We start from the raw sequence: 24734 nt of genomic DNA, 5'->3' as shown, positions 1-24734 counted from the left end.
CCAGGAACGATCCTACACGCATCCTACTGCGAACGGCTGTTTTCCGCCTCGTCTGGCGCTTGTAAAAGTGAAATCGGCAAGACGCAGATCTCACACCGAAACCGCCTTCGTGAGTGCTTTTGAGAAATATGATATTGAAACTAAAAGCCTATTTGTGGAGGATGCGTCCATGGACCATGCGCCTGCTTTCATGGGCAATAGCCAAAGGTTGACCGAAGGCTAACCTGAATTTTCTCTGGAGTTTGAGAGGGAATCGGGGAATTTTTGCGCACTCCTCAAGTCGGGTGTCTTGGGGATCACACTGTAAGTTATTGATTATATGAGTTTTTAGATAAAAATACTCTATCCGCGACGCGCAAGGTTATACGCGCCGCGCAATTTTATGTGCTTCCCTACACTGGCTTAAAAATCGAGATTTTCGACGCTAAGCGCATTTTGCTGAATGAACTCGCGGCGGGGCTCCACAACATCGCCCATCAGCTTGGTGAAGATATCATCGGCATCCGCCAGATCTTCGACCTTCACCTGTAGCAGCGTCCGCGCTTCGGGGTCCAACGTGGTTTCCCAAAGCTGCTCGGGGTTCATCTCTCCCAAGCCTTTGTAGCGCTGTAGGGAGAGGCCCTTTTCGCCCTCGGCCAGAATTGCTTTGAGCAAGTCGATCGGGCCGTGAATGGATGTGTTGCGATCCTTGCGGACAAGGTTGCTTTCGTTGCCGGCATAGACATCGCGGTGTGGGGTAGAAACCTGTGACAGACGCCTCGCCTCGCCAGAGCGTAGAACCGCACCGTCCAAAGTCCGGATTTCCTCTACGCCGCGCAGCACACGGGCAAGACGGATGCCGTGATCTTGGGTGATGCGGCCTTGCCAGCCACGCTCATATTCGGTGGCGACAGCGTCCAGGCGTTTGGCGACATTATCCGCCACGGCCTGCAGGTCAGCATCGGCATTGCCTGCATCAAACGCACCGGCAAGGGCGGCTTGTTCGAGGATGTTTCGGGGGTAATGCGTTGGAAAGGCTTCCAAAATTCGGCGAAACTGACGGGCACCCTCAATTACGCGAACAAGGTCTGCACCGGCCAGTTCCTCGCCCGAGGACATGCGTAAAATAGCACTGTCAATGCCTTGGTGGATCAAATAATCATCCAGCGAGGCTTGGTCTTTCAGGTAAACCTCGGACTTGCCGCGCGCCACTTTGTAAAGCGGCGGCTGGGCGATATAGAGGTGCCCCGCCTCGATCAACTGCGGCATCTGGCGGAAGAAGAAGGTCAGCAAAAGCGTACGGATATGCGCGCCATCCACGTCAGCATCGGTCATGATGATGATCTTGTGGTAGCGAAGTTTTGCCAGATTGAACTCATCCCGACCAATGCCGGTGCCCATCGCAGTGATCAGCGTGCCAATTTCCTGACTGGACAGCATCCGGTCAAACCGCGCACGTTCCACGTTGAGGATCTTACCCTTCAAGGGCAAAACAGCCTGATTCTTACGGCTACGCCCTTGCTTGGCCGACCCACCAGCAGAGTCACCCTCCACCAGGAACAATTCGGCCTTGGAGGCGTCTTTTTCCTGACAATCGGCCAGCTTGCCGGGCAGGTTGGAAATGTCCAAGGGCGACTTACGGCGCGTTAGATCGCGGGCCTTGCGCGCAGCTTCGCGGGCGAAGGCGGCCTCGATGATTTTGCCAACGATGATTTTTGCAAGGGCCGGATTTTCCTCAAACCATTCAGACAGCTTTTCGTTGACCATGCCCTCAACCGCCGGACGCACCTCGGATGAAACCAGCTTGTCTTTGGTTTGGCTCGAAAATTTCGGGTCTGGCGCTTTGACAGACAACACACAAGTCAGCCCTTCGCGGGCATCATCACCGGTGAAGTCGATCTTTTCCCTCTTCGCGATCCCGGTGGATTGCGCGTAGTTGTTGATCGTGCGCGTCAACGCGCCACGCAGGCCCGCAAGGTGGGTGCCGCCGTCGCGCTGTGGGATGTTGTTGGTGAAGGGCAGAACGTTTTCATGATAGCTGTCATTCCACCACATCGCGATTTCCACCACGATGCCATTGCGTTCACCGATGATATAGATCGGCTCCGGCAGGATCGAGGTTTTGGAGCGGTCAAGGTATTTGACGTATTCGCGCACGCCACCTTCGTAGAAAAGTTCAGTTTTCAGCGGCTCGGCGGGGCGCTCATCGATCACGATGATCCGCGCACCAGAGTTGAGGAAGGCCAGTTCGCGCAGCCGGTTTTCCAGCGTCTTGAAGTTGTATTCGAGGTCTGAGAAGGTGCCATCCGGCCGGTTGGTCTTGGCCGAGGCCATAAAGCGTACTTCGGTACCCTTTTCGCCGGGGGCGGGGCCAACCTCACGCACGTGTTCAACGCATTCGCCGTCTTCAAACCGCGCGTAATACTCCTTGTCATTGCGCCAGACGCGCAGCTCCAGCCAATCGGACAGGGCGTTCACGACCGAAACGCCAACCCCGTGCAGACCGCCGGAGACCTTATAGGCATTGCCATGATCATCGGTGTTGTTGAACTTACCGCCCGCATGCAGCTGGGTCATGATAACCTCGGCGGCGGAAACGCCCTCTTCCTTGTGGATATCCACCGGAATTCCGCGCCCGTTATCGCGCACAGAAACGGAGTTGTCGGCGTGGATTTTGACGGTGACGGCGGTTGCGTGACCTGCAAGTGCCTCGTCAATTCCGTTATCGACCACCTCATAGACCATGTGGTGCAGGCCAGAGCCGTCGTCGGTATCACCGATATACATTCCGGGGCGCTTACGAACAGCCTCTAACCCCTTGAGAACTTTGATGGAATCAGCGCCGTATTCTGCGGGCTTGTTGGCTTCTTCAGTCATGCGGACTTTCCTTGAAATCTAACCCTTTTTATAGGGGTTTTGTCCCGGATTGTCACGCCCTAGACACAAGATTTAGCTGTCGGTTGGCAAAGTCAGGCTGCCGTCCGCGGCAAGCGTCCAGAAGGGGTTCATTGCAACCTCCCAGACGTGCCCGTCGGGGTCCGCCCAATAGCCGGAATAGCCGCCCCAAAAGACTTTCTCGGGGGCCTTGAGCGCGGTGCCGCCAGCGGCTAGGGCTGCGTTAAAGGCCTCGTCGACCTCGGCCTCGGTGGCGAAGTTCTGGGCCAGTGTTGTGGCCCCCACGCCCAGAGCCGCATCGGGCCGCCCTTGGTCCTTGGCCAGCTCTTTCAGCGGAAACAGGCCCAGTACCACGCCGTGAAGCTGGAAAAATACTACCGTTCCCTGACTTTCGCCATGCTCTTGCCAGCTAAGACGCGCGTAAAAGGCCCGTGATGCCGCCAGATCGGCCACGCCGAGGGTGATCAAGGTAACACGTTGCGGGGTCATAGGGAGATCTCCTCTACCACGGATTCGCGGGATGTTTCGGATATGACGAAAGCTTGGGCGCGTGGCCCGAGGCTGTCAAACAATGCAGCTTCGGTGCCCGTCATGATCGCCTGCGCACCAAGGGCGCAAAGCTCGTCATAAAGGGCGGCACGGCGCTGGCTGTCGAGATGGGCGGCCACCTCATCCAGCAACAAGATCGGGGCCGCGCCCATATCCGCAGCCAAGGCGCGGGCGTTGGCAAGGATCAGGCTGATCAACAGGGCTTTTTGTTCACCGGTGGAACATTGATCGGCCGCGACGCCCTTGTCGGTAAAAACGGCCGCAAGATCGGCGCGGTGCGGCCCGACCAGCGTGCGACCGGCCGCCATATCCCGCCGCCGCCCTTGCGCAAGCGCGGTTGCCAGATCGTCAACCGGTTCGGGCGTTGTCAGCGCAAGGGTGGCACTTGGGAAACTCGTATCCGCCCCCGCTTGGGCATGGGCAAGCCGTGCCAGCGTATCCGCTCGGTTGGTTTCTATCATCATGGCGGTTTCGACCATCCGCGCCTCAAGCGCCCTGTACCAATGGGCGTCCTGCACTTGATCTTTCAAAAGTCGGTTGCGGTCGCGCATTGCTTTTTCATAGCCCAAAACCGCCTCGGCATGATCGGGGGCAAAGCTAAGGGTCATGCGGTCCAAAAACCGCCTGCGGCCCTCGGCGGCCTCGATCCACAGACGGTCCATTGCGGGCACCAGCCACAAAATCCGGGTGAGACGGGCGAGGGCTACCTGCGTGGCAGATTTGCCGTCAATGCGAACCTGTCGTGGCTGCCCCGGCTCTGCCCAGGTTTCGACCTCATGCGCGCTGTCCAAGCCGCGCAGATCGGCAGAGATTTTCCAGCCCAAGGCTTCGGGCTTGCGGGCAAACTCCTCAACCGTGGCGCGGCGAAATCCGCGACCGGGAGAGAACAATGAGATAGCCTCTATCAGATTGGTTTTTCCGGCCCCATTGGCACCGATCAGGGCCACAGGCCGCCCGTCAAAGCCGATCCGCACCGCGCGGTGGCTGCGGAAATGCGAAAGGGCAAGATCGGTGATCACAAGTCCCGACATTCCTGCCCTTCACTTCAATGGGTTGGCGCGTCTTAAACGCGCATCGGCATCACGACATAGATGGCAGAGGTGTCATTCCCCTCACGCATCAAGGTCGGATCGCCCGATGAGTTGAACATGAAGACCGCGTTTTCACGGTCAACCTGACTGGCGATTTCCAGCAGGTACTTGGCGTTGAAGCCAATTTCCAGCCGCTCATCACCGTAAGCCACGGCCAGCTCTTCTTCGGCCGCGCCGGAATCGGGGGCGTTGACCGAAAGGACCAAGCGATCCTCATCCAGCGACAGTTTGACCGCACGGGACCGTTCCGATGAAACCGTGGCCACACGGTCCACCGCCTTGGCGAACTCAGCGGCATCAACTTCCAATCGCTTGGTGTTGCCGGTTGGAATGACGCGGGTGTAATCGGGGAAGGTGCCATCAATGACCTTGGAGGTCAGTGAGATCACATCCGTCGCAAAGCGCACCTTGGTTTCCGAGACCGAGACCGCGATGATTGCATCATCATCATCCAGCAGCTTGCGCAGCTCGTTCACGGTTTTACGCGGGATGATAACGCCGGGCATATCGCTGGCATTCTCGGGCAAAGGGGCATCAATGCGTGCAAGACGGTGGCCGTCGGTGGCGACACAGCGCAGAACAGGCCCATCCTCGGAGGTGGCGGTGTGCATATAGACACCGTTGAGGTAATAGCGGGTTTCTTCTGTCGAGATCGCAAATTTGGCCTTGTCGAACAGGCGGCGCAAGACTGGCGCCTTGGCCGAGAAGTTTGACGAATAGGCCGAATTGGCCATGACGGGGAAATCTTCTTTGGGCAGGGTCGCAAGGTTAAAGTTCGACCGCCCCGCCGTCACCGTCAACCGACCAGAGGCGGCATCTTCGGACAAGTTGACCAAGGCCCCATCGGGCAGTTTGCGAACAATCTCGTGCAGCATTACGGCCGAAACCGTGGTGGCACCGGGACGTTCAACCACGGCTGCCGTGCGATCAACCACCTCGATATCAAGATCGGTGGCGCGGAAAGAGACGGTATCGCCCTCGGCCTCAATCAATACGTTGGCAAGGATCGGGATCGTATTGCGCCGCTCAACCACGGATTGGGCCTGACTGACCGCCTTAAGAAGCGTGCCGCGTTCGATGCTGATCTTCATGTTCCGTCCTTTGCCCGTCTTGCTGCTGGCTGTATACCCGCCACGGCTATACCGTAGGGAGGGCCGAAGTTAGCGGATTTAATGCGCCCCACAAGGGGTAAGACGCCATAAGCTTGTTTTCAAGGCTGAAATTTCAGCCCTTGTGGCTTTGGTGCCGCCGTTAGCCTTGCAGCAACCGCTTGAGCATCTGCAGATCATCCGAAAGCTGGCTGTCGGCTGTCATCAGCTCTTCGATTTTTCTGACGCCATGCATGATGGTTGTATGGTCGCGCCCGCCAAAGCGGCGGCCAATGTCGGGCAGGCTGCGGCTAGTCAATTGCTTGGAAAGATACATGGCGATCTGGCGGGGGCGGGCGATGGTGCGCACCCGCTTTGGCCCGATCATATCTGACAGGCGAATGTTGAAATGCTCTGCCACTTTGCGCTGGATTTCCTCAATCGTGACCTTGCGGTCAGAGGCGCGCAGGATGTCGGCAAGGCAATCTTGGGTCAGTTCCAGCGTGATTTCGCGGCCAACGAGGCTGGCAAAAGCAAACAGACGGGTCAAAGCGCCTTCAAGCACGCGCACGTTGGTCGAGATGCGGTGGGCCAGAAATTCCAGCACGCCGGGGGCAATCACCAGATCGCGGTATTGGGTGTGATAAAACTCGGCCTTTTGCTGCAGGATGCCAAGGCGCAATTCATAATCGGTCGGGTGCAGGTCAACCACAAGGCCGCATTGCAGGCGGGATTTGATCCGCTCTTCCAGACCCTTGATTTCACCGGGGGCGCGGTCGGCAGAGATGATGATCTGTTTGTTCTGATCAACCAGCGCGTTGAAGGTGTGGAAAAATTCTTCTTGGGTGCTTTCCTTGCCCGCGATGAACTGCACATCATCGACCATCAAGACATCGACCGAGCGGAACAGCTCTTTGAAGTCCATGACCTGACGTTCGCGCAAGGCCTGCACAAAACGGTACATGAATTGTTCGGCAGACAGATAAAGCACGCGCAGGTCGGGCTGGCGAAGCTGTAGCTCATGGGCGACGGCGTGCATCAGGTGGGTTTTGCCAAGGCCGACGCCACCATAAAGAAACAGTGGATTGAAGGTGACGGGGCCGCCCTCGGCCACGCGGCGTGCGGCGGCATGGGCCAGCTCATTCGGTTTGCCGACGACGAAACTGTCAAAGGTAAAGCGGCCATCGAGCGGCGCACCGGGCACTTCTTTTTCTTCGGGGGCGCGTTTGCGCGCAGCGGCTTTAGGCAGGGCGGGGGCGTTGCGTTCCAGCACGAATTCGACACGCTCAACCGCAGCGCCGGAGCGGTGGAGTTGGTGCAGAATCTGATCGGCAAAATTGCGCGACACCCAGTCGCCAAAGAACGTCGTGGGAACGGCAAAGCTGGCAACCCCATCGTCCAGCGCAGAAAGCTTCAGCGGCTCAATCCAAGTAATGTAGTTGTCTTTGCCAACCCGCGTACGCAAGTTTTCGCGGATATCTGCCCAGCCTTCGTTCGTCATTGCACTACCTGTTCCACGGCTTCCCCATGCCCCGTCCCGTGACGGGGCCTTGATGCGACAAACTTGTGCTGGACTGATTCCATGGCTAAGGGCCACAAAATTTTGGGACGAAAGAAACCATCCGGTACAGCAGCGCTGTATCGGTTGATATCTCAAGTGACGATACTTGCAGCCTGTGCAAATACCGCAATCGAGCAAACCCGTTCGTAGGAAAAGGCACCACAAGATATGTGGAGCAAAGCAGCCTGACCCTTTTTGAACGCGGTCACATCTTGTCCCCCAGGACGAAGTGAATCGCTTGATGAAGTTACCAACCTGTTAGGGTGGGGGGCAACCGATCTTCGCTGTTGACAGAGAAAAGGTCTGAGCGAATCTAGGAGCCTCGGCAAATAGGCCACGATCGGTTACTTCTCTGTGTCTGAAAATGCAAAAAGGCGCATCGGGGATGCGCCTTTCGTTAACCTTTGCAGGGCGTTAGGCGAAAAACCCTTCGCCGTCCCCCGAATCTCCGGGCGTTATGCCGCAGTTTTATCTAGCGCTTTGACGCGCGATGCCAAGCGCGAGATTTTGCGCGAAACGGTGTTCTTGTGCAGAACGCCTTTGGTTACGCCCCGTGCCAGTTCCGGCTGTGCGAGACGAAGAGCTTCGACTGCAACGGCATGATCTCCGGCGGTAATTGCCTCTTCGACCTTGCGCAGGAACGTACGGATGCGCGAGCGGCGTGCCTTGTTGATGTCATGACGTGCATCAGCTTGGCGTGCGCGTTTTTTGGACTGGGACGTATTTGCCATGGGATAGAATTCCTATTCGTCTGGTTCGATTATGATTTGCGATGCACAATAGCCCCAGACCTTCCGCCCATATCAGCGGAAATGATTCTTGCCTTAAGCGGGCCCACGCGCATTTCAACTGCCGCGTATAAGGCAAGAACCTGTGTTAGGGAAGGGCTATTCGCTATTTATCGCGAAACTGCGGGGTGCGCTTTTCAAGGAAGGCGGCCATGCCCTCTTTCTGGTCCTCGGTCGCGAACAGCGAATGGAACAGACGGCGTTCAAACAGCAACCCTTCGCGCAGCGTGGATTCGTAGCTGCGGTTTACCGCTTCCTTGGCAGCAGAGACCGAGATCATCGATTTCTCGGTGATCTTGGTCGCGGCTTTTTTCGCCTCTTCGATCAGGCTCTTTGCCGGCACAACACGCGATACAAGGCCGCTGCGCTCTGCCTCGGCGGCGTCCATGTTGCGGCCCGTCAGATGCATTTCCATGGATTTGGATTTGCCCACAAAACGGGTCAGGCGCTGGCTGCCGCCGAAACCGGCAATAACGCCGAGGTTGATCTCTGGCTGTCCGAATTTCGCCGTGTCGGAGGCGATGATGAAGTCACAGGCCATCGCCAATTCGCAGCCGCCACCCAAGGCATAGCCCGATACAGCGGCGATGATTGGCTTGCGAATCTCCAGGATCGTGTCGCTGATTCCGCCAAAAAGGTTCTTGGAATACACGTCGACAAAGCTTTGTCCGGCCATTTCCTTGATGTCTGCACCGGCGGCAAATGCCTTTTCCGATCCGGTGATGATCATGCAGCGCACTTTGTCGTTGGCGTCTGCGGCTTGCAGTACTGTCGCAAGCTCTGTCAGCATCTTGGAGTTGAGGGCATTCAGCGCCTCGGGCCGATTGAGGCGAATCAGCGCGACATAATCCTCGATCTCAACGATCAGCGTTTCATAGGCCATCTGAGTTTCCTTTGGCTTGTTCTTGAACGCGACTCTCTAACAGGCCGGCGGGCAGGATCAAGTCATCTCTGGCAGGCAGGGCAGAAGAAGGAGGAACGCCCCGATTGCACAATACGCCCGATGGTGGCGGTGCAGCCGGGCGTGGTGCAGGGTTCGCCCTCGCGGCCATAAGTTCGGAAACGATGCTGGAAATAGCCCAATTCGCCATCTGCCTGCCGATAGTCGCGCAAGGAGGATCCGCCCGCCTCAATCGCCTCGGCCAAGACCTCTTGGATGAGGGGGACAAGACCCGCCACAACCTTTTGCGGCAGCTCGCCGGCAGGGCGGGCAGGGTGCAACCCCGCGCGGTAAAGCACCTCACAGACATAGATATTTCCCAAACCGGCGACGGTCTGTTGATCCAGAAGTGCCGATTTTATCGGGGTGGCGCGGCCTTTCAGTCGTTCTGTCAGATAGGTTTCGTTGAAGCTGTTGCCAAAGGGCTCAGGCCCGATCTTGGCAAGCAAGGGGTGGTCATCCCCCAGCGCCGTGTCCAGCAGGTCCATCGCGCCAAAACGGCGTGCATCGTTAAAGGTAATCCGCGCACCGTTGCCGAGCGTCATGACAACATGGTCATGTTTTGCGGGGGCAGGGTGGTCATGGTAAAAATCCCCCTGCATCGCGCCCGAAATCAGGATGCGCCCCGACATTCCCAGATGGATCAGCAGTGATTCCCCCGTCGAAAGATCGGCCAGAATGTATTTCGACCGGCGGCGCAGGCCCAAGACCTGTGCGCCCGTTAACCGCTCGGCCATTCGTGGCGGAAAAGGCCAGCGCAGATCGGGCCGGTTGACGGCTGCGGTTGTGATGGTTTGGCCGGTCATTACGGGTTCCAGCCCCCGCCGGACGGTTTCAACTTCGGGCAGTTCGGGCATATGGGACGCCTTTCGGACAGATGGGCGCATTGCAGCGCCGCGCCATCCCCCTATAAAGAGCGGTGAGCGACCAAACGCAAGAGTATCAGGACCATGACCGAGACTGACGATAAGACCACCCACTTCGGCTTTCAAACCGTGGATGAGGGCGCAAAGGCCGGTATGGTGCATGGCGTCTTTACCAAGGTTGCCAGCAAATACGACGTGATGAATGACGCGATGTCCTTTGGCATCCACCGTATCTGGAAGGATGCGATGATGGATTGGCTGGCCCCGCGCCCCGGCCAAAAACTGCTGGACGTTGCAGGCGGGACGGGGGATGTGTCGTTCCGGTTTCTGAAACGCGCGCCGGGGGCACATGCGACGGTTTGCGATATGACCGAAAGCATGCTGGTGGAGGGACGGCAACGGGCCGACGCTACCAGTATGGCCGATGCCTTGGATTGGGTTGTCGGTGATGCGATGGCGCTGCCCTTTGCCGACAACAGTTTCGACGTCTACACGATCTCTTTCGGAATTCGGAACGTGACCCGTATCGGTGATGCGCTGGCAGAGGCCTACCGTGTGCTGCGTCCCGGCGGGCGTTTGATGGTGCTGGAATTCAGCCAATTGCCCAATCCGGCTATGCAAAAAGCCTATGACCTCTATTCGTTCAATGTGATTCCCGTGATGGGTCAGGTGATCGCAAATGACCGTGACAGCTATCAGTATCTTGTTGAAAGCATTCGTAAGTTTCCGGATCAAGAAGCATTCGCGACGATGATCCGGGATGCGGGCTTTGATCAGGTGAAATACCGTAATCTGACGATGGGCGTGGCTGCGCTACATTCGGGCTGGAAGCTGTAAGGGGTGTTGTAGATGCGTGGGCCACATAATATTATTCGCTTGGTTCGCACGCTTGCGACCTTTGAGCGGACAGGGGCGATAAACCTTTTGCTGGAGGCGCTTGATGCCCCGCCGCGCCTGCGTTTTGTTGCGCGCGTGTTGGGCTGGCCCTTTAAATGGTTGGGCTTGAAGGGAGATCCCGCATTGCCGCCCGCCACCCGCGCCCTGACGGCATTGGGGCCTGCCTATATCAAGTTTGGCCAAATCCTTAGCACCCGTCCCGATGTTGTGGGCGATGATCTGGCGCTGCAATTGCAATACCTGCAAGACAAACTGCCACCCTTTCCTTTGTCCGTCGCCAAAGAGATGGTCGCGGCGGAACTGGGGGTGCCGGTTGATCAGGTTTTTTCAACCTTTTCCGAACCAGTTGCCGCGGCATCAATCGCGCAGGTGCATCGGGCACGGATGCTGGACACGGGGGCGGATGTTGCCGTCAAGGTTTTGCGTCCGGGGATTGAGCGGGCTTTTCGCAAGGATATTGATGCCTTCTATTTTGCTGCCGGGATAATCGAGTTTCTCTCTCCCGCCTCTCGACGGCTGCGGCCGATGGAGGTTGTCAAACATTTTGACGGCGTCGTGCAGGGGGAGCTGGACCTGAGGCTGGAATCGGCGGCGGCGGGTGAATTTGCGGCAAACACCGAGAAAGATGAAGGGTTTCAAGTCCCCAAACCGGTGTGGCATCTTTCGGGGCGGACTGTGCTGACGATGGATTGGGCAGAAGGCGTTAACATGGCCGACAATGCCGCGATTGATGCGGCGGGTGTTGACCGGAATGTTCTTGCCTCTCGGGTGTTACAGTTGTTCTTGCAGCATGCGCTGCGCGATGGCTATTTCCATGCGGATATGCACCAGGGCAATTTGAAGGTTGCCGCAAACGGAAACATAATTGCCTATGATTTCGGGATCATGGGGCGGTTGGATGAGTATACCCGCCGTGTCTATGCCGAGATCCTGTATGGCTTCATTCGCCGTGATTACCGCCGCGTGGCCGAGGTTCATTTTGAAGCAGGTTATGTGCCCGCCGATCGCGATATAGATGAGTTTGCCCGTGCATTGCGTGTCGTGGGGGAACCGATCTTTGGTATGGATGCCAACCGGATTTCGATGGCACGGCTTTTGGCATATTTGTTTGAGGTTACCGAGCGTTTTGGCATGGAGACCCGAACAGAGTTGATCCTTTTGCAACGCACGATGGTTGTTGTCGAAGGTGTGGCCCGTAGCCTCAACCCGCAGATCAATATATGGCAGGATGCCCGCCCCGTTGTGGAAAGCTACATCAAAGACAATATTGGCCCCAAAGCCTTGCTGCGCGACCTGCAAAAAACAGCAATGGTCCTTGCGCGGTTTGGCCCAAAACTCCCACGCTTGGTGGAAACCCAGCTGGCGCGCCAAAACCGTCCGATGGGCGAGCCCGTTAACAAAGCGGCCCTGCACCCCCTGATCTGGATTGCGCTAGGGGCCGTAATTGCTTTGTCCGGTGTCGTTTTAGGCCAGACCCTTTAAGCGGTTTTGTTCGTCAAGTGTCTTGGCGCGAGATGTCTGAGATGAGGATGCCTTGTGCAATATCACCAAGGACCTTTTGGGCGACTTCAAGCAGTGCATGGCGCAGGAGTGTGAGGTTGGCACCGTCGGTGAACACCCCTTTAAAGCCACCTACATTTGCATGATCAAACATCACTTGTAAAAGTGCATCGCGTAGCTTCGGTTCTTGTACATATACGGTTTCGGTGCCGCCGATGGTCACCTCGACACTTAGCGACATAATAACCAAGGAAGCGACCCGCCCGTCCTCGACAACAGGGATAACGAATTGATTGTTGAGCTTGGCAAATTCAGTTGCCGGCGGGGCCTCCTCTATGGGGGTTTCTGCGGTTTCGGTATGTTCCTCTGCCGGGCGAAGCGCGATGCCTGCACCGATACCTGCGCCCAGGCCGACAAGGATGAGAATGAGGGGGAGAATTTTTGCTATCATGGGATCAGAACGGTAAAATGGTGTCGGTGATCTGCTGACCGTAACGAGGCTGCTGCACATCAGAAATCTGTCCGCGGCCGCCGTATGCTATGCGTGCGCCAGCTATGCGATCATAGGTGATCTCATTTTGTCTTGAAATGTCCGCCGGGCGTACATAGCCGGTTACAATTAATTCTCTTATTTCAAAGTTCACACGGACCTCCTGTTGCCCTTCAATTCGCAATACGCCATTAGGCAGTTTCTCCACCACGGTCGCTGCGACACGAAGCGTTAGTTCCTCATTCCGTTGAACAGATCCTTGTCCGGAAAACTGTGAATCCGAAGCGGTTGATACAGCGTCAGCCATTGAGGCCCCATCAGGCAGCACTTTATCCAGTCGCTGGGGAATGCCGAAGAGCGAAGGAATACCCATGCTTTGCGACCCCGAACGACTACGCCCGGATGAGTTGGAAATCTCAGCCTTGTCGTCAATTTCGATGACAACGGTTAAGATATCCCCTCTTTTACCAGCACGCCGGTCCCCAAAAAGCGAACTGCTATTGGCGGACCACAAAGAGGATGCCTCGGTCGGGCCATTCGGCTCTGTGTATTCAGGCAATAGGGACGAATACATGGCGTGGTGCTGGTAGCTGCCCTCCAAAGGCGAAAAGGCCGGTTCTTTGCCAACCTCACTGAGCTTGGAGCAGGCCGGAACGAGTAGGAGTGCCAGAAGCAAAATCCGCATTGAGTTTCCTTTAGTGGTGGGCGCCGACATGAACGGTGCCATCATTGGCCACGCGGCCATTCAAAACCGTGCGCGATGACAAGTTCATCACACGAATCACATCCCCCAGCCCTGCACGTGCCAAGGCTCTGCCATCTGCTGTGATGCCAAGTCCCCCCACCCGGTAAACCAGGGTTACGATTTGATTGCGATCTATGAGCGCAGGGGGGCCGATATCTTGGAGGCGTATTGCGCGACCGGGATAGAGAGTGACCTTGGCCTCAAGGCCAAGCGCTTGAGAGGTTTCGGTTAGCGCCCCCGGGATTTTGGCCGCAACCAAAGTTACGTCGGTGTCAGACAGGACAGTCTGTGCCCGCACGATACGGGTTGCGATCAGGCTGTCGGCCATCGCAGGCCACGCCACCAGTGAAATAAGGGCTGCAAACTTTAACATTAGCGTAACGTCGTGGTGGCTGACAGCATTTGGTCCGCAGCTGTGATGACCTTGGCATTCAACTCATACCCACGCTGCGCTTTGATCAACTCTGTCACCTCGCGCACGGCATCGACCGAGCTTTCCTCAAGGTAGCCCTGCCGCAATGTGCCCAACCCGTCTTCTCCGGGGGTTCCTTGCAGGGGGGGGCCTGATGCAGGTGTCTCAAGGAACAGGTTAGAGCCCATGGCCTCTAGCCCTTTGTCGTTTGTGAACCCAGCCATATTGAACTGGCCCAGAAGCTGCGGTTGAACCTGATCTGTGAAATAAGCGTAGACTTCACCTTCGCCATTGATCGACAAACTACGCGCATCTGAAGGGATGGTGATACCGGGATTAACTTGATAGCCCTCCGTCGTTACGATCAGGCCGTCTCCGGTGCGTTTCAAACCACCATCGCGCGTGTAGGCATTGATGCCGGAGGGCAGCGTCACCTCAAGATACCCGCTGCCTTCAATGGCAACATCCAAGTCGCCGCCTGTCGCAGAAAGTGAGCCTTGGGCCAGAACTACCGATACCGCAGCCGGCCGTACGCCAAGGCCAACCTGCACACCTGTTGGTAGCATGGAGCCGTCTTGCGCTGAAATGGTGCCAGGGCGTGCGACTTGTTGATAATGCAGATCGGCAAAATCGGCGCGTCTTGTGTTATATCCTGTTGTCGACATGTTCGCGAGGTTGTTGGATACCACGTCAACACGCATTTGCTGCGCGGCCATCCCGCTTGCTGCGATTTGTAAGGCTTTCATAGCATTCTCCTATCGACCGAGGGTTTGAGTGACACTGCGCATGCGTTCGTCTTCTTTTTCCATGAACCCTTGGCCAAGCTCATAGGCGCGTTGTACGGCGATCATTCGGGCAATTTCTGAAATCGGGTTAACGTTGCTTTCTTCAAGGAAGCCCTGAAGGATGGTAGCGTCTTCAGATGGTGCAATGTCATCGCTGACAAAAAGGGTGCCGCCCTGGTGGGTCATTTTAAGGGGGTCTGCCGGTTGCCATAATCCGATTTGGGCGAGAGGCTGGCCATTGGCGGAAAGGGTTCCGTCAGACGAAAGGGCAACTGGGCCGGCATCCGGGGGGACAAAGATTGGCGCACCACCCAAATCGAGTAGGCGATGACCATCATTGTTGACCAACTCCCCTTCGGCGCTGGGCGTAAAGCTGCCTGCACGGGTCATGGCCTGCCCTTGCGGTGTCTCAAGCAAGAAGAACCCTTCGCCCTGGATGGCGAAATCGAATGCCGCGCCGGTTTGTGACAAGCCTGCCTGACGCAAATCCATATGCCGGTTGTTCCCATTTGCCATGGAGAGCGAGGGAGCATCGTCCATCCGCGTGACGTGTTCGGAAAAGATAACACCCTCACGGCGGAACCCCGTTGTCGAAATATTTGCGATGTTATGCGCGACAACCTGCATCTCGCGCATCAGACCGGCTTGGCGGGTCAAGGTCGTATAAATGCCGGATTCCATAGTTAGCCTCCTGCGATCAAAGGTATAATACGGTCAGTAAAGAAGCTGAGGAGTGTCGAGGTCATGAAACTCATAGAGACCCAAAAGACGATCAGCATCGCCCCAACTTTTGGTACGAAAGTCAGCGTCATCTCTTGTACCGAGGTAAGCGCCTGGAAAAGGCCCACGGTCACACCCGCGATCAAAGCCACCGAGAGCAGCGGGGATGAAATCATCACCGCAATCCAAAGTGCCTGCCGCAAGGTGTCAAAGATCAGACCTTCGGTCATACCGGCATCCGCAAGAGTTCTTGGTAGGCCTCAACAACCTTGTCGCGTACGGTTACGACTGTCTCGATCGCGGTCTCTGTCGCGGCCAGTGCCTGCACAAGAGAATGAGGATCGGCGTCGCCGACAAGCGCCGCTTTGGCGGTCGTTTCGCCTGTAACCAAAGTGTTGGCGAAGCTTTCCGCCATTTTGGTAAACGCGTTGTCGGCGCCTTCTGTCTTTGGTTCGGGGAGGGCCGCCTGACGTGCTATGGCATAGGATTGGGCGGCAACTGATGTCTTGATATCCATTCTGGATCTCCTTTATCGACGTAAAATCTCAAACAGGCTCTGGTTCATCTGGCGTGCTTGATCGAATAGTTTGAGGTTGGCATCATAGCTTCGCTGCGCTTCACGAGCGTCAGCGATCTCGACCACCAGATTGACGTTAGAGCCATCATAGTGCCCGCTGTCATTCGCCAGCGGATGTCCAGGATCGTAGATGCGTGTCAGTTCGCTTTGATCAAGCCGCACAGGCCCGGGCTTCACTCCGCCGCCATCGATTTCATCGCGAAAGCTTATGGTTTTGCGGTGATAGCCCGGGGTGTCTGCGTTCGCGATATTTTCTGAGACATGGCGCAATCTTTGTGCCTGCGCTTCCATACCTGAGGCGGCGATTGACAGGCTGCTGATGAGGTCGGTCATGGCTTACCTCCCCCGCCCAAGCGCTAGTTTCAAAATATCAGAGGTGCTGGTGTAAACCGCCAGAGCCATGTCATGGTCTTGCCGTACCGTCGCGGCCTTCACCATCTCCCCTTCAAGAGAGACAGAGTTCCCGTTAGGAGCGCCTGGCCCCCGAAGAATCATTGGCTCAATCTTATTGGTTGCACCGGCATCAAGATGTCCGGGCCGTGTCGCCCGCAGCCCTTGGCCATGCTGATCTGCGTAGGTTTTCGCAAAATCGGGCAAGTCCCGGGTTTTATACCCTGGTGTGTCCGCATGTGCGACATTCTTTGCGATAACGCCCATTCTCTGTCCGGCATGGGACGCCAAAGCCTGCGCCATTCTGGTTATTTCGAGCTTTTCAAGCATCGGGGCTTCTCCCTCGATTTCGGTTCACTAAGACTTAAGGGTGATTCCTTTAGAAAGAGTAAGCACGAACATAAGAGGAACCATATGACGGACATTTTTGAGAATCTTCGGACACGAATTTCCCAAACCTCTATAACCAAGCGCATTGGACGCATTGCGGAGCTGGCGGGTGGGACCCTGCGTGTCACGGGATTGTCTGCAGGCAGCAGTCTTGGCGACAGGGTTCTGATTCGTGGTGAATCTGGCACAATGGGCGGGGAGGTATTGCGCCTTTCAAAGGAAGGGATCTCTGTTCTTCCCGATGGTTCCGGGGAAGGGTTGGCAATCGACGATACTGTTGAAATTGTTGGCCGAGCCGAGATTTCGCCGGATCAAAGCTGGATTGGCAGAATTATTGACCCCTTTGGCAAGCCGATTGATGGCAAGCCTTTGATGCCGGGGCAGAGCGCCCGTTCGGTGCGTGCAGCGCCACCGTTACCGGCGGAGCGCCGAGGCTTGGGGGAAAGACTTGAGACCGGCACCTCTATTTTCAACACAATGCTCCCCTTGGTGCGCGGACAGCGAATCGGGTTGTTTGCGGGGTCCGGTGTTGGGAAGTCGTCGCTTCTTGGTAAATTTGCACGAGGGGTAGATGCCGATATCGTTGTGATTGCCCTCGTGGGGGAACGGGGCCGTGAGCTTAGAGAGTTTACCGAGCGGGTGCTGGGGCCGCAGGGGATGGCCCGTGCGGTTGTTGTTGCGGCGACCTCGGACCAATCTCCGTTGGTGCGACGCCGGTGCATGTGGACTGCGATGACCGTTGCCGAGCATTTCCGAGATCAAGGTTTGCACGTTCTTTTGCTTGCTGACAGCATCACCCGGTTTGCCGAAGCACATCGCGAAGTGGCGCTTGCCGCGGGTGAGCAGGGCAGTCTACGTGGTTTCCCGCCTTCAACGTCTCATACGATCATGTCATTGGCGGAACGCGCGGGGCCGGGCGTGGAAGGTGCCGGGGACATTACGGCAGTCTTCACCGTTTTGGTTGCGGGTTCGGATATGGAAGAACCTGTTGCCGATATTCTGCGTGGGGTGTTGGACGGGCACGTCGTTATGGACCGTGCAATTGCAGAACGTGGTCGCTTTCCGGCGATTGACGTGTTGCGGTCGGTATCGCGTAGCTTGCCAGATGCCGCGACGGAGCCTGAAAACGGACTTATATCAGAAGCGCGCCGCCTTCTGGGTGCTTATGAACGAGCTGAAATGATGATCCAGGCGGGCTTGTATAGCAGCGGCTCTGATCCTGCGGTGGATGCCGCAATCAAAGTCTGGCCTGCGCTGGATGAATTCTTTGCCAAAGATGCTGCAGATGGCATCGAGGGCAGTTTCCAGAGATTGAATCACTGCCTCAGCCTTGGCCGCAAATAAGAAGGCTATTGCCCTATCCCTGTAAAAGGGTCAGGGCAATAGAAGCGCCGGAAGTAGAGGAAAAACTCGCCATCGCCTCGGACCGGATGAGGAATTTCTTGACCAAATCGTCTAGGTTTGCCGGATCAGAGAATTGCGCGACGCTGCTGTCTCCAAAAGCCTTTTCCGTTTTTGCCTTTAGAGTTTTCAGCTGCATATCAAGATCAAGGGTCGCGAAACTGGAGGGCAGCCCGAGTGCCTTCTCGAACACTTGCCGTAGTGGTTCGTTTCCCATCACGGTGAACCACTTGGTATCCTCACTGCTGTCACGAGATGCCAGCACTGCCAGCTCCCTTTCTGCGTTCAGGGCAAAGCGCAGATTTTCATCTTGTTCGCCCACGGCAGTTTCAAACTGGCGATCTTGATAGGCTGTCAGGATCTCATCTGCGAAACCCGGATTTTGCGTGCTGGGAATTGCCGAATCCCCGAATCCGAAGCTGGCGGAGAGGGCGAGATATTGTTTGTCGGCGAGTTTATTGCCTAAGGCCGACGAATCCAACGTACCGTCTTTCAACACCTTCTTGATGAAAAAACGATTGTTGATATCGTCATCCAAGCCGAAAGCCCCAAGCGCTACTGTGAGCAATCGGTGGTCTGACACCAAGTCCTCTGCAGTTTGGATCGACCCGATCTTGGCCCGGAAATAGTCTTCATCGCGTGCCAATGTTGCTGATGCCTGAAACGCTTCCTTTTGCTCGGGCAGGGTACGTTTCAGAAAGGCCCAGCCGGAATAACCACTAAATGGAACGACCGGCGAAAAGCTCATTGGGAACAAGCAGCAAAGAGCCGCTCCTCCCTAGGCAGAAGGCTGCGAAGTGCTTTCAGGGCTTGATAGAAGTTATCTGCCAGAACGCTCTCGGTTGCCAGATTGAGCTGAAACCGGCTGTCGTGATCAGTCAAGGCCTGGCTCAATTGTTCAATCCCGCGCAAAAGCTGCATCCGTGCGCCTTCAGCTTCGGCATCTCCGGAAAGAACCAGCTGCGCAATGTAGCAGACCCGGCGTACGGGCGTTGTTACTTCTTCGGGGTGAATAGCATCACGCAAGCGCAAAATATTCGCGTTTGGCGTCATCACGGCGAGCTTGGACCGCCGGTCGCCATTTTCGATGACTGCACCGTTGATCAAGACACGCTCATGCGGGCCTAGTTTTAAGACCAAACCCGTCATTTCGAGCCACCGTTTCCCCGCAATCCGCGCATGACGGCAGTATTGATGTCAACCAACGCGTCGGCGCTCGCTTTGCCATCCAGTACGTTTTTGCTGTGAACTGTGGTAAACTTGTAAAGATAAAAGAGCTGGGCACGCAGGGGCGCGGGCAGGCTGTTTCCTTCATCCGCGACGTCGATGGCCAGTGTGCGCCACATTGTTCCGTTGTCGTGCAAGGCACGTACGAGTGCCGCGTGATTTTCTTTGCGTTGCGCCCAGGCAGCCGAGAGTCTGCGGGTCATGCGTGCGAACAGATCGTATTCGATGGCGCGTGCATCCCGGCTAGGTGCGTCAGGGCGGGCGTAAGCTTCATTTACTCGTGCGGTCATCATATTCACGGTGGTGTCCTTCCAGTCATGGGGTGATCAGCGAGGGGTTCGGGGCGCGCCTAAGCGCGCCCCGATTCGGCTGGATTTACTGGAACAGCGACAGGATCGACTGCGGCGACTGGTTCGCAATCGACAGAGCCTGAACACCAAGCTGCTGCTGGACCTGAAGCGCCTGCAAGCGTGCAGAGGTTTCTTCCATGTCCGCATCAACCATAGAGCCGATACCCGCTTCCATCGCATCCGAAAGTTTGCTGACAAAATCAGATTGGATATCGATCCGCTTTTGTGCAGAACCGAATGACGCAGCCGCATCGATTGCGCTGTTGATCATGGTTTCGATATTGGTAAGTGCCGCAGCTGCACCCTCATTGGAGGTGACGTCGAGGTTATCAAGCCCGAACAGACCGCCCGAAGCCGTACCATCCTGCGTCACCGAGAGTGTCAAGGCTTCTAAGCCATCACTCTCTGCGGAATCCACTGCCAGGGACCATTGGCCAGTTGTCGCATCTTTCTGGACCTGTGTCGTCACCCCTGTAGGAGGGTTGGAATCAATGGCCGTTTTCAGACCTTTGGCCACATCCTCCAGCGTTTCGCCTTTGCCCGCAATATAGTCAAAAGACTGTGAGCCGATGGTTACTTTGTAGCTATCCCCTTCCTTGACACCAGCAGTCGCTGAAAAGTCGATGGTCTCAGCACGCTGTTCGATTGTGGCAGCGTCTGGATCGGTTGGTGCACCACCACCATTGATGTCAGTCATTTCAAGATTGGCATCGGTAGACGAATTGGTCGCGATGCTGACCGAAGAAAATGCGTTGGTATTAGAAATTTCCAACACACCCGCAGCACCTGCCGTAGCAGTGATCCCTTCTAGCCCCAAAGCATTAATGGCACCTTGGAAATAGTCACGCACATCATCGGCGCTGGGGGTGCCGACCGCGGTATAGTTCAATTCGCTGCCGTTGATCTTGATAGAATAGGTATCGGCGTCAGCTGCGCCCGCAAATGTCAGTTCAGCAGCCTTGCCAGCAGAATCGGTTGTAACCCCAGAAGCTGCAGCAACCCCACCCGGCGCGGTGATGGTTCCATAGTCGGTTACCGATCCCGCGATCGCGGTGCCACCGATAACACCTGCTTTAGCGCTCAGATCCATACGGTTGACTGTGATCTGTGATGCGGTGACGCTGCCATCATTTGAACGATCAAGCGAAGACAGGATGCTGACGTCATCCGTCCCTGTGACCATGTTCAAGCCATTGAACTGTGCCCCGCCAACCACCGTTTTGATCTGATCACGCAACGCGGAAATGTCGGTTTGGATCTTTTCGCGGTCAACGTTTCCTTCCTGCGCTGCAACGATCTTACCTTTGATCTCTGTCAGCAGGTCGGTCACGCTTTCCGAAGCCTGACGGGCAACCGAAAGGGTCGAGGACCCCAGCGAAAGACTGTCAGAAATCCCAGCAAAGCCTTTTACGTCACTTTCCATAACCTTGGAAATTGCCCAAACGGCCGCGTTGTCTTTTGCAGTTGCAACCGATTTACCAGTCGAGATCTCGTTCTGGACCTGTGTCATGCTTTTGTTGATCGACTTCAACGTCTGCAAGGCCACCATGGAGCTGTTATTCGTCAAGATAGAAGACATGTTTAGTCCCTTTATTTTGCCGGCGCTTTGCGCTCGGCGGATAACCGTCCACAGACGGCAAGAAGGGCATTTTGCCATTGCCTCCGGTTTTTGTGTCCGGGGCGCCACCCCGTTGTGGGATGCAGGTACATTGATCGGCGCAAAGAGCTAATAGAGTCCTAAAGTGAAAGTTCTTGAGCGAATACAATATGATGCATTTTATTCAAACGGCGCATTATTCCGCTAGAAGCGCGCCTTGAGCGTCCCTGCCGGACCACCGATTTTCTGGGTTTTGCCTGTGTTGTCATAAGTCTGTACACCTGCGCGTACGGTCGTCACCTCTAGCAGGCGGCGGCGTGCGGCACGGATGCCTTTTGCGGCCGCTTGCAAAGCCAAGGCGTTGCGCCCCGCCAAATCGCGCAGCGCGGTCAGTCGTGCGGCATCGGTCTGGGGATCAAGGTCATCCAAAGCAGATTCTGCACGCTGGGCCAGCTCTGCCATTGCGACAAAGTCACCTGCACGAATCGCGGCCGCGGTGTCTTTGGCCGTCGTTTCCAGCCGTTCGATAGCACTTTGTGTATGTGTCATTGCGCGTCTCCTGATTCGCTGCTGGACATTGCCCGGAACAGAACTTCCGTCAGTCCGATACCCCCGGCTTTCACCATGGCGGTGGCTTGTTCCTGCCGTAGGAAGGACGAAAACTGCTCTTCGCCAATGCCGCCGCCAAAGCCGTCTCTCGCGGCGCCAAGTCCCGCATGGCCAAGCATTTCTGCAAGAAAGGCAGCTTCAAGTTCCGCTGCTTTTTCACGCAGTGGATTGGGTTTCGGTGGTTGCACTAATTTTTGCGCTACTGGAGACACATCCATATCGAATCCTCTTTTGTTTAATTTTCTTGATTGTGCTGGTTGGCGGTAAACAACCGGTAACTAGTTTCAAAGATACTGGCATGACGCGAAAGTAGGGAGCGGCAGAAGCCGGGAGAAAATTGGACAATATCAATTTCAGCGGCGCGACGGTAAGCAAGTCGCAGGTGGCTCCTGCCAATCAGGCGGGCGTGCAGGTATCAGCCGAGCAGGATTTCTCTGCCTTTATGCAGATAGCGAAGGCCACGCATGTTCCCTTGACGGTTTCGCAGATCATTCCGCAGGCGGGGGGGGCATCTTCAACTGGGCAGCCCGCCATTGTGAAGGGGGAAGACGCACCGGAAGTGGTGGACTTGCCTGTCTCTGTGGAGGATGAGGCTGTTGAGGGCGAGGTTGTGCCCATGCCTCTTGTGCCGGTTTTGGCCGAAACACAGGATCCAGAATTGGCGACCACGCTTCGGGTGCCTGTGCAAGACGCTCCTTTGTCTGAGGCGGATACTTCGGTTCGCGATCCGGAAAGCGTTCCCGGCAAGCAAGATACGGTTCCGTCACAGGCGATTCTGCCCCAAGAACCAGATAGCGTTCGGCCACCTCTTCGAGAGGGCCAGGCATTGGAACTTGGAAAGACGGATCCTGTTGCGGCGGTAGAAGCCGATACCAAAGCCACGGCTGAGGTCAAAGCGAGTGAAAGCAGTGTGCAGGGGGCTGATTCTTCGGCACCCGTTCAGATCAGGGCCGAGGATGGACTTCCGGCAGGTGTCACAAAAGATGCTGTTATACGCCCTGAGGCCGCTCCGCGTGAGGTGCAGTCGCGCGGGCCGGACACTGTGCCTGTAATGACATCTGTGAAAGCTACGCCTTTAACCGCCACGCCAGACCCGGTTGTCGGGAAAGTAGCGCCACAACCGGGCCCGCTTCAGGTCGTGTCTTGGTCCAGCGCGGCTGCCGATCCGGAAGGTAGTGGTGATTCGTCCGGGCGTATTGATGTGACGGCGTTTCGAAAAGTTGATGGCCCGGCCATGTATATGTCGGCCAATGTCCCGGTTGAGGGTAAGATCATTCAGCCTGTCACACCGCTTCAATCTTCCCAAAAGCGGGACGCCAATTTGAAGACTGTTAGCATCTCCTATTCGACTGCAGTTCCGGTGGCTGAGGCTGGCTTCACTTCCGAAGCTGCCCCTTTGGCTGCAAGCGTATCGCCATCCAATAACAATTTGTCTGCGCCGCCTGTAGTGTCGCAAACACCAGTTCCGGTTCAGGAAATTCCTGCCCAGATCGTGGCGCATGCGCAACCGGGCAAACCTGCCGCGATGGAGCTTATTCTTGCGCCTGAAGAGCTGGGCAAGATCCGAATCCACCTCACACCCGACGGCGACAACATGAGGGTGGTTATCCAGGCGGAACGTCCGGAAGCGATGGAGCTTATTCGCCGCAATATTGAGGCGCTTTCGGCCGAACTGCGCCAATCCGGCTTTGCCAGCACATCTTTCAGCTTTGAGGGCTGGGCTGGCGATGCGGAGGGCAGACAAGTCAAAAAGTCGACAGTCGCAATTGAGAACACAATGGATATTGCGCCCGACGAGGCAACTTTGAATCAACCTACCAATAGCATGCAAAGCAGCGCGGGATTGGACCTTCGGGTCTGACGGCGCTCCTTGAAAGGAAGATCATGGACGTTACTGCAACAAATTACTCAACAACGACAACAAAAACGGCAGATTCGGCGGATACGAGCAAAATCTCTTCTGATTTTGATACGTTTCTGAAGATGCTGACCGCCCAAATACAAAATCAGGACCCGATGAATCCGGTCGAATCGTCTGATTTCGCGGTACAGCTTGCCACTTTCTCCAGCGTTGAACAGCAAAGCCTGACAAACCAGAAACTGGATACCCTCTCTGGGTTGATGGGTGTGCAGGGCATGACGCAACTTGCACCTTGGGTTGGCCAAGAGGCGCGCAGCGCTGGCCCCGTTTACATGAATGGAACCCCCGTTACGATCGCGCCCGATCCGAATGTGACGGCGGATCGTGCTGTCTTGGTTGTAAAGGATATTAGCGGGAATACGCTTGCACGAGAGGATGTCCCCGTCTCTGGCGGAACATATGAGTGGACGGGAAAAGACATCTCTGGGGCAGATCTGCCCAGTGGGGTTTATACACTGAGCTTGGAAAGCTACCGGGACGGGGTCGAGATCGAAACCTCCGCAGTCGAGAGCTACGCAAGCATTCAAGAAGTGCAAATGGCTGCCACTGGTCCGCAATTGATTCTGGCAGGCGGTGTTTCGATCAGTGCCGAGCAAGTCACAGCATTGCGGCAAGCAGCCTAGCTGGCAGAATTGATGGGGCATGAGGGTGTGGCTGATCCGGTATGAAAAAGACATGCGGACCGATAGAGAAACCGCAACGCATGTTGGATATCTCGCGGGGCGCGTCCGGTATCGCGGTCTTGAATTCGTAGCTTATAGTGCGGGCTTGACGGTTTGTTGACATGGCATCAAACGGGCCGCCAGACCTCGGCACTATTTCCGGGGTGTGGTACACCGCGTCCAGACAGATATCGTTTATGTCGCGCATCAAACAGTAGGCTTGCGTGAAATGGCCTGTAGTTTGGGGGGCTCTTTCCATTAAGCTAACAGACCCAAGGTGTCGCCAAGCCGACTGTGTTCGCCT

Annotated in this window: 29 protein-coding genes; 6 read left to right on the top strand and 23 right to left on the bottom strand. The window is 56.2% G+C overall.

Going from position 1 to position 24734, the window contains the following annotated elements; translation table 11 throughout:
- Positions 1-402 precede the first annotated feature (402 nt).
- The 8 genes from gyrB to mutM form a co-directional block, all read right to left on the bottom strand.
- Positions 403-2856 (bottom strand): DNA topoisomerase (ATP-hydrolyzing) subunit B, encoded by a 2454-nt coding sequence (gene gyrB, locus EOK75_RS05850; protein ID WP_137193023.1) that lies wholly within the window; start codon positions 2854-2856, stop codon positions 403-405.
- Positions 2857-2928: 72 nt separating this feature from the next.
- Positions 2929-3363 carry a VOC family protein gene (locus tag EOK75_RS05845; RefSeq protein ID WP_137193022.1) on the bottom strand — a complete coding sequence of 145 codons (435 nt, stop codon included), beginning with the start codon at positions 3361-3363 and terminating at the stop codon, positions 2929-2931.
- Positions 3360-4454, bottom strand: coding sequence for a DNA replication/repair protein RecF (gene recF, locus EOK75_RS05840; protein WP_137193021.1), 1095 nt, complete (start codon positions 4452-4454; stop codon positions 3360-3362). The genes EOK75_RS05845 and recF overlap by 4 nt, the downstream gene beginning before the upstream one ends.
- Positions 4455-4486: 32 nt before the next feature.
- Positions 4487-5605 (bottom strand): DNA polymerase III subunit beta, encoded by a 1119-nt coding sequence (gene dnaN, locus EOK75_RS05835; protein WP_137193020.1) that lies wholly within the window; start codon positions 5603-5605, stop codon positions 4487-4489.
- A gap of 160 nt (positions 5606-5765) precedes the next feature.
- Positions 5766-7103 carry a chromosomal replication initiator protein DnaA gene (gene dnaA, locus EOK75_RS05830; protein ID WP_137193019.1) on the bottom strand — a complete coding sequence of 446 codons (1338 nt, stop codon included), beginning with the start codon at positions 7101-7103 and terminating at the stop codon, positions 5766-5768.
- A gap of 515 nt (positions 7104-7618) precedes the next feature.
- Positions 7619-7894: a 30S ribosomal protein S20 gene (gene rpsT, locus EOK75_RS05825; RefSeq protein ID WP_137193018.1), complete on the bottom strand. Its 276-nt coding sequence runs from the start codon at positions 7892-7894 to the stop codon at positions 7619-7621.
- A gap of 163 nt (positions 7895-8057) precedes the next feature.
- Entirely contained in the window at positions 8058-8834 is a 777-nt protein-coding gene (locus tag EOK75_RS05820) for an enoyl-CoA hydratase (RefSeq protein WP_137193017.1), read from the bottom strand.
- A 62-nt stretch (positions 8835-8896) separates the two neighbouring features.
- Positions 8897-9748, bottom strand: coding sequence for a bifunctional DNA-formamidopyrimidine glycosylase/DNA-(apurinic or apyrimidinic site) lyase (mutM, locus tag EOK75_RS05815; protein ID WP_137193016.1), 852 nt, complete (start codon positions 9746-9748; stop codon positions 8897-8899).
- 93 nt (positions 9749-9841) lie between these two features.
- Here mutM and ubiE point away from each other — a divergent pair, with 93 nt between their 5' ends.
- Both ubiE and ubiB read left to right on the top strand, forming a co-directional pair.
- Complete coding sequence (gene ubiE, locus EOK75_RS05810; protein WP_137193015.1) at positions 9842-10594, top strand: bifunctional demethylmenaquinone methyltransferase/2-methoxy-6-polyprenyl-1,4-benzoquinol methylase UbiE; 753 nt, start codon at positions 9842-9844, stop codon at positions 10592-10594.
- Between the two features lie 12 nt (positions 10595-10606).
- Positions 10607-12136, top strand: a complete 1530-nt coding sequence (ubiB, locus tag EOK75_RS05805; protein ID WP_137193014.1) for a 2-polyprenylphenol 6-hydroxylase — start codon at positions 10607-10609, stop codon at positions 12134-12136.
- 13 nt (positions 12137-12149) lie between these two features.
- Here ubiB and EOK75_RS05800 read toward each other — a convergent pair whose 3' ends face one another.
- From EOK75_RS05800 to EOK75_RS05760, 9 genes are read right to left on the bottom strand one after another with little or no spacing between them, the layout of a single operon-like run.
- On the bottom strand, positions 12150-12605 hold the full coding sequence (locus tag EOK75_RS05800; RefSeq protein WP_137193013.1) for a flagellar basal body-associated protein FliL: 456 nt from the start codon (positions 12603-12605) through the stop codon (positions 12150-12152).
- Positions 12606-12609: 4 nt separating this feature from the next.
- Positions 12610-13329: a flagellar basal body L-ring protein FlgH gene (gene flgH, locus EOK75_RS05795; protein WP_137193012.1), complete on the bottom strand. Its 720-nt coding sequence runs from the start codon at positions 13327-13329 to the stop codon at positions 12610-12612.
- Positions 13330-13339: 10 nt separating this feature from the next.
- Positions 13340-13762: a flagellar basal body P-ring formation chaperone FlgA gene (gene flgA, locus EOK75_RS05790; RefSeq protein WP_137193011.1), complete on the bottom strand. Its 423-nt coding sequence runs from the start codon at positions 13760-13762 to the stop codon at positions 13340-13342.
- Complete coding sequence (gene flgG / locus EOK75_RS05785) at positions 13762-14547, bottom strand: flagellar basal-body rod protein FlgG (RefSeq protein WP_137193010.1); 786 nt, start codon at positions 14545-14547, stop codon at positions 13762-13764. Before flgG ends, flgA begins: the two co-directional genes overlap by 1 nt.
- Positions 14548-14556: 9 nt before the next feature.
- Positions 14557-15267: a flagellar hook-basal body complex protein gene (locus EOK75_RS05780; RefSeq protein WP_137193009.1), complete on the bottom strand. Its 711-nt coding sequence runs from the start codon at positions 15265-15267 to the stop codon at positions 14557-14559.
- Between the two features lie 2 nt (positions 15268-15269).
- Entirely contained in the window at positions 15270-15536 is a 267-nt protein-coding gene (locus EOK75_RS05775; protein ID WP_137193008.1) for a flagellar biosynthetic protein FliQ, read from the bottom strand.
- Positions 15533-15823, bottom strand: coding sequence for a flagellar hook-basal body complex protein FliE (fliE, locus tag EOK75_RS05770; protein ID WP_137193007.1), 291 nt, complete (start codon positions 15821-15823; stop codon positions 15533-15535). The genes EOK75_RS05775 and fliE overlap by 4 nt, the downstream gene beginning before the upstream one ends.
- A 12-nt stretch (positions 15824-15835) precedes the next feature.
- Complete coding sequence (flgC, locus tag EOK75_RS05765) at positions 15836-16216, bottom strand: flagellar basal body rod protein FlgC (protein ID WP_137193006.1); 381 nt, start codon at positions 16214-16216, stop codon at positions 15836-15838.
- A 3-nt stretch (positions 16217-16219) separates the two neighbouring features.
- Positions 16220-16576: a FlgB family protein gene (locus EOK75_RS05760; protein ID WP_240794035.1), complete on the bottom strand. Its 357-nt coding sequence runs from the start codon at positions 16574-16576 to the stop codon at positions 16220-16222.
- 111 nt (positions 16577-16687) lie between these two features.
- Between EOK75_RS05760 and EOK75_RS05755 the strand changes: the two genes are divergently transcribed.
- Positions 16688-18007, top strand: a complete 1320-nt coding sequence (locus EOK75_RS05755; RefSeq protein WP_137193004.1) for a FliI/YscN family ATPase — start codon at positions 16688-16690, stop codon at positions 18005-18007.
- 13 nt (positions 18008-18020) lie between these two features.
- On the opposite strand, the gene EOK75_RS05750 is transcribed toward EOK75_RS05755, so the two are convergent.
- From EOK75_RS05750 to EOK75_RS05735, 4 genes are all read right to left on the bottom strand, one after another.
- Positions 18021-18812 (bottom strand): DUF1217 domain-containing protein, encoded by a 792-nt coding sequence (locus tag EOK75_RS05750; RefSeq protein WP_137193003.1) that lies wholly within the window; start codon positions 18810-18812, stop codon positions 18021-18023.
- On the bottom strand, positions 18809-19213 hold the full coding sequence (gene flbT / locus EOK75_RS05745; RefSeq protein WP_137193002.1) for a flagellar biosynthesis repressor FlbT: 405 nt from the start codon (positions 19211-19213) through the stop codon (positions 18809-18811). The genes EOK75_RS05750 and flbT overlap by 4 nt, the downstream gene beginning before the upstream one ends.
- Positions 19210-19584, bottom strand: a complete 375-nt coding sequence (flaF, locus tag EOK75_RS05740; RefSeq protein ID WP_240794034.1) for a flagellar biosynthesis regulator FlaF — start codon at positions 19582-19584, stop codon at positions 19210-19212. Before flaF ends, flbT begins: the two co-directional genes overlap by 4 nt.
- Positions 19585-19666: 82 nt before the next feature.
- Positions 19667-21190, bottom strand: a complete 1524-nt coding sequence (locus EOK75_RS05735; RefSeq protein WP_476705435.1) for a flagellin N-terminal helical domain-containing protein — start codon at positions 21188-21190, stop codon at positions 19667-19669.
- Here EOK75_RS05735 and EOK75_RS21050 point away from each other — a divergent pair.
- Positions 21150-21371, top strand: coding sequence for a hypothetical protein (locus tag EOK75_RS21050; protein WP_205965505.1), 222 nt, complete (start codon positions 21150-21152; stop codon positions 21369-21371). The genes EOK75_RS05735 and EOK75_RS21050 overlap by 41 nt on opposite strands.
- A gap of 71 nt (positions 21372-21442) precedes the next feature.
- On the opposite strand, the gene EOK75_RS05730 is transcribed toward EOK75_RS21050, so the two are convergent.
- Positions 21443-21787 carry a hypothetical protein gene (locus EOK75_RS05730; RefSeq protein ID WP_137193001.1) on the bottom strand — a complete coding sequence of 115 codons (345 nt, stop codon included), beginning with the start codon at positions 21785-21787 and terminating at the stop codon, positions 21443-21445.
- Complete coding sequence (locus tag EOK75_RS05725; protein WP_137193000.1) at positions 21784-22065, bottom strand: rod-binding protein; 282 nt, start codon at positions 22063-22065, stop codon at positions 21784-21786. The genes EOK75_RS05730 and EOK75_RS05725 overlap by 4 nt, the downstream gene beginning before the upstream one ends.
- A 119-nt stretch (positions 22066-22184) precedes the next feature.
- Here EOK75_RS05725 and EOK75_RS05720 point away from each other — a divergent pair, with 119 nt between their 5' ends.
- Positions 22185-23708, top strand: a complete 1524-nt coding sequence (locus tag EOK75_RS05720; protein WP_137192999.1) for a flagellar hook-length control protein FliK — start codon at positions 22185-22187, stop codon at positions 23706-23708.
- A gap of 23 nt (positions 23709-23731) precedes the next feature.
- Positions 23732-24391 (top strand): flagellar hook capping FlgD N-terminal domain-containing protein, encoded by a 660-nt coding sequence (locus EOK75_RS05715; RefSeq protein ID WP_137192998.1) that lies wholly within the window; start codon positions 23732-23734, stop codon positions 24389-24391.
- The last annotated feature ends 343 nt before the right edge of the window (positions 24392-24734 follow it).

Source organism: Pseudorhodobacter turbinis (genome assembly GCF_005234135.1).
In the GTDB taxonomy this organism is placed as follows: domain Bacteria; phylum Pseudomonadota; class Alphaproteobacteria; order Rhodobacterales; family Rhodobacteraceae; genus Pseudorhodobacter; species Pseudorhodobacter turbinis.
This window is presented reverse-complemented; position numbering and strand designations above follow the sequence as displayed.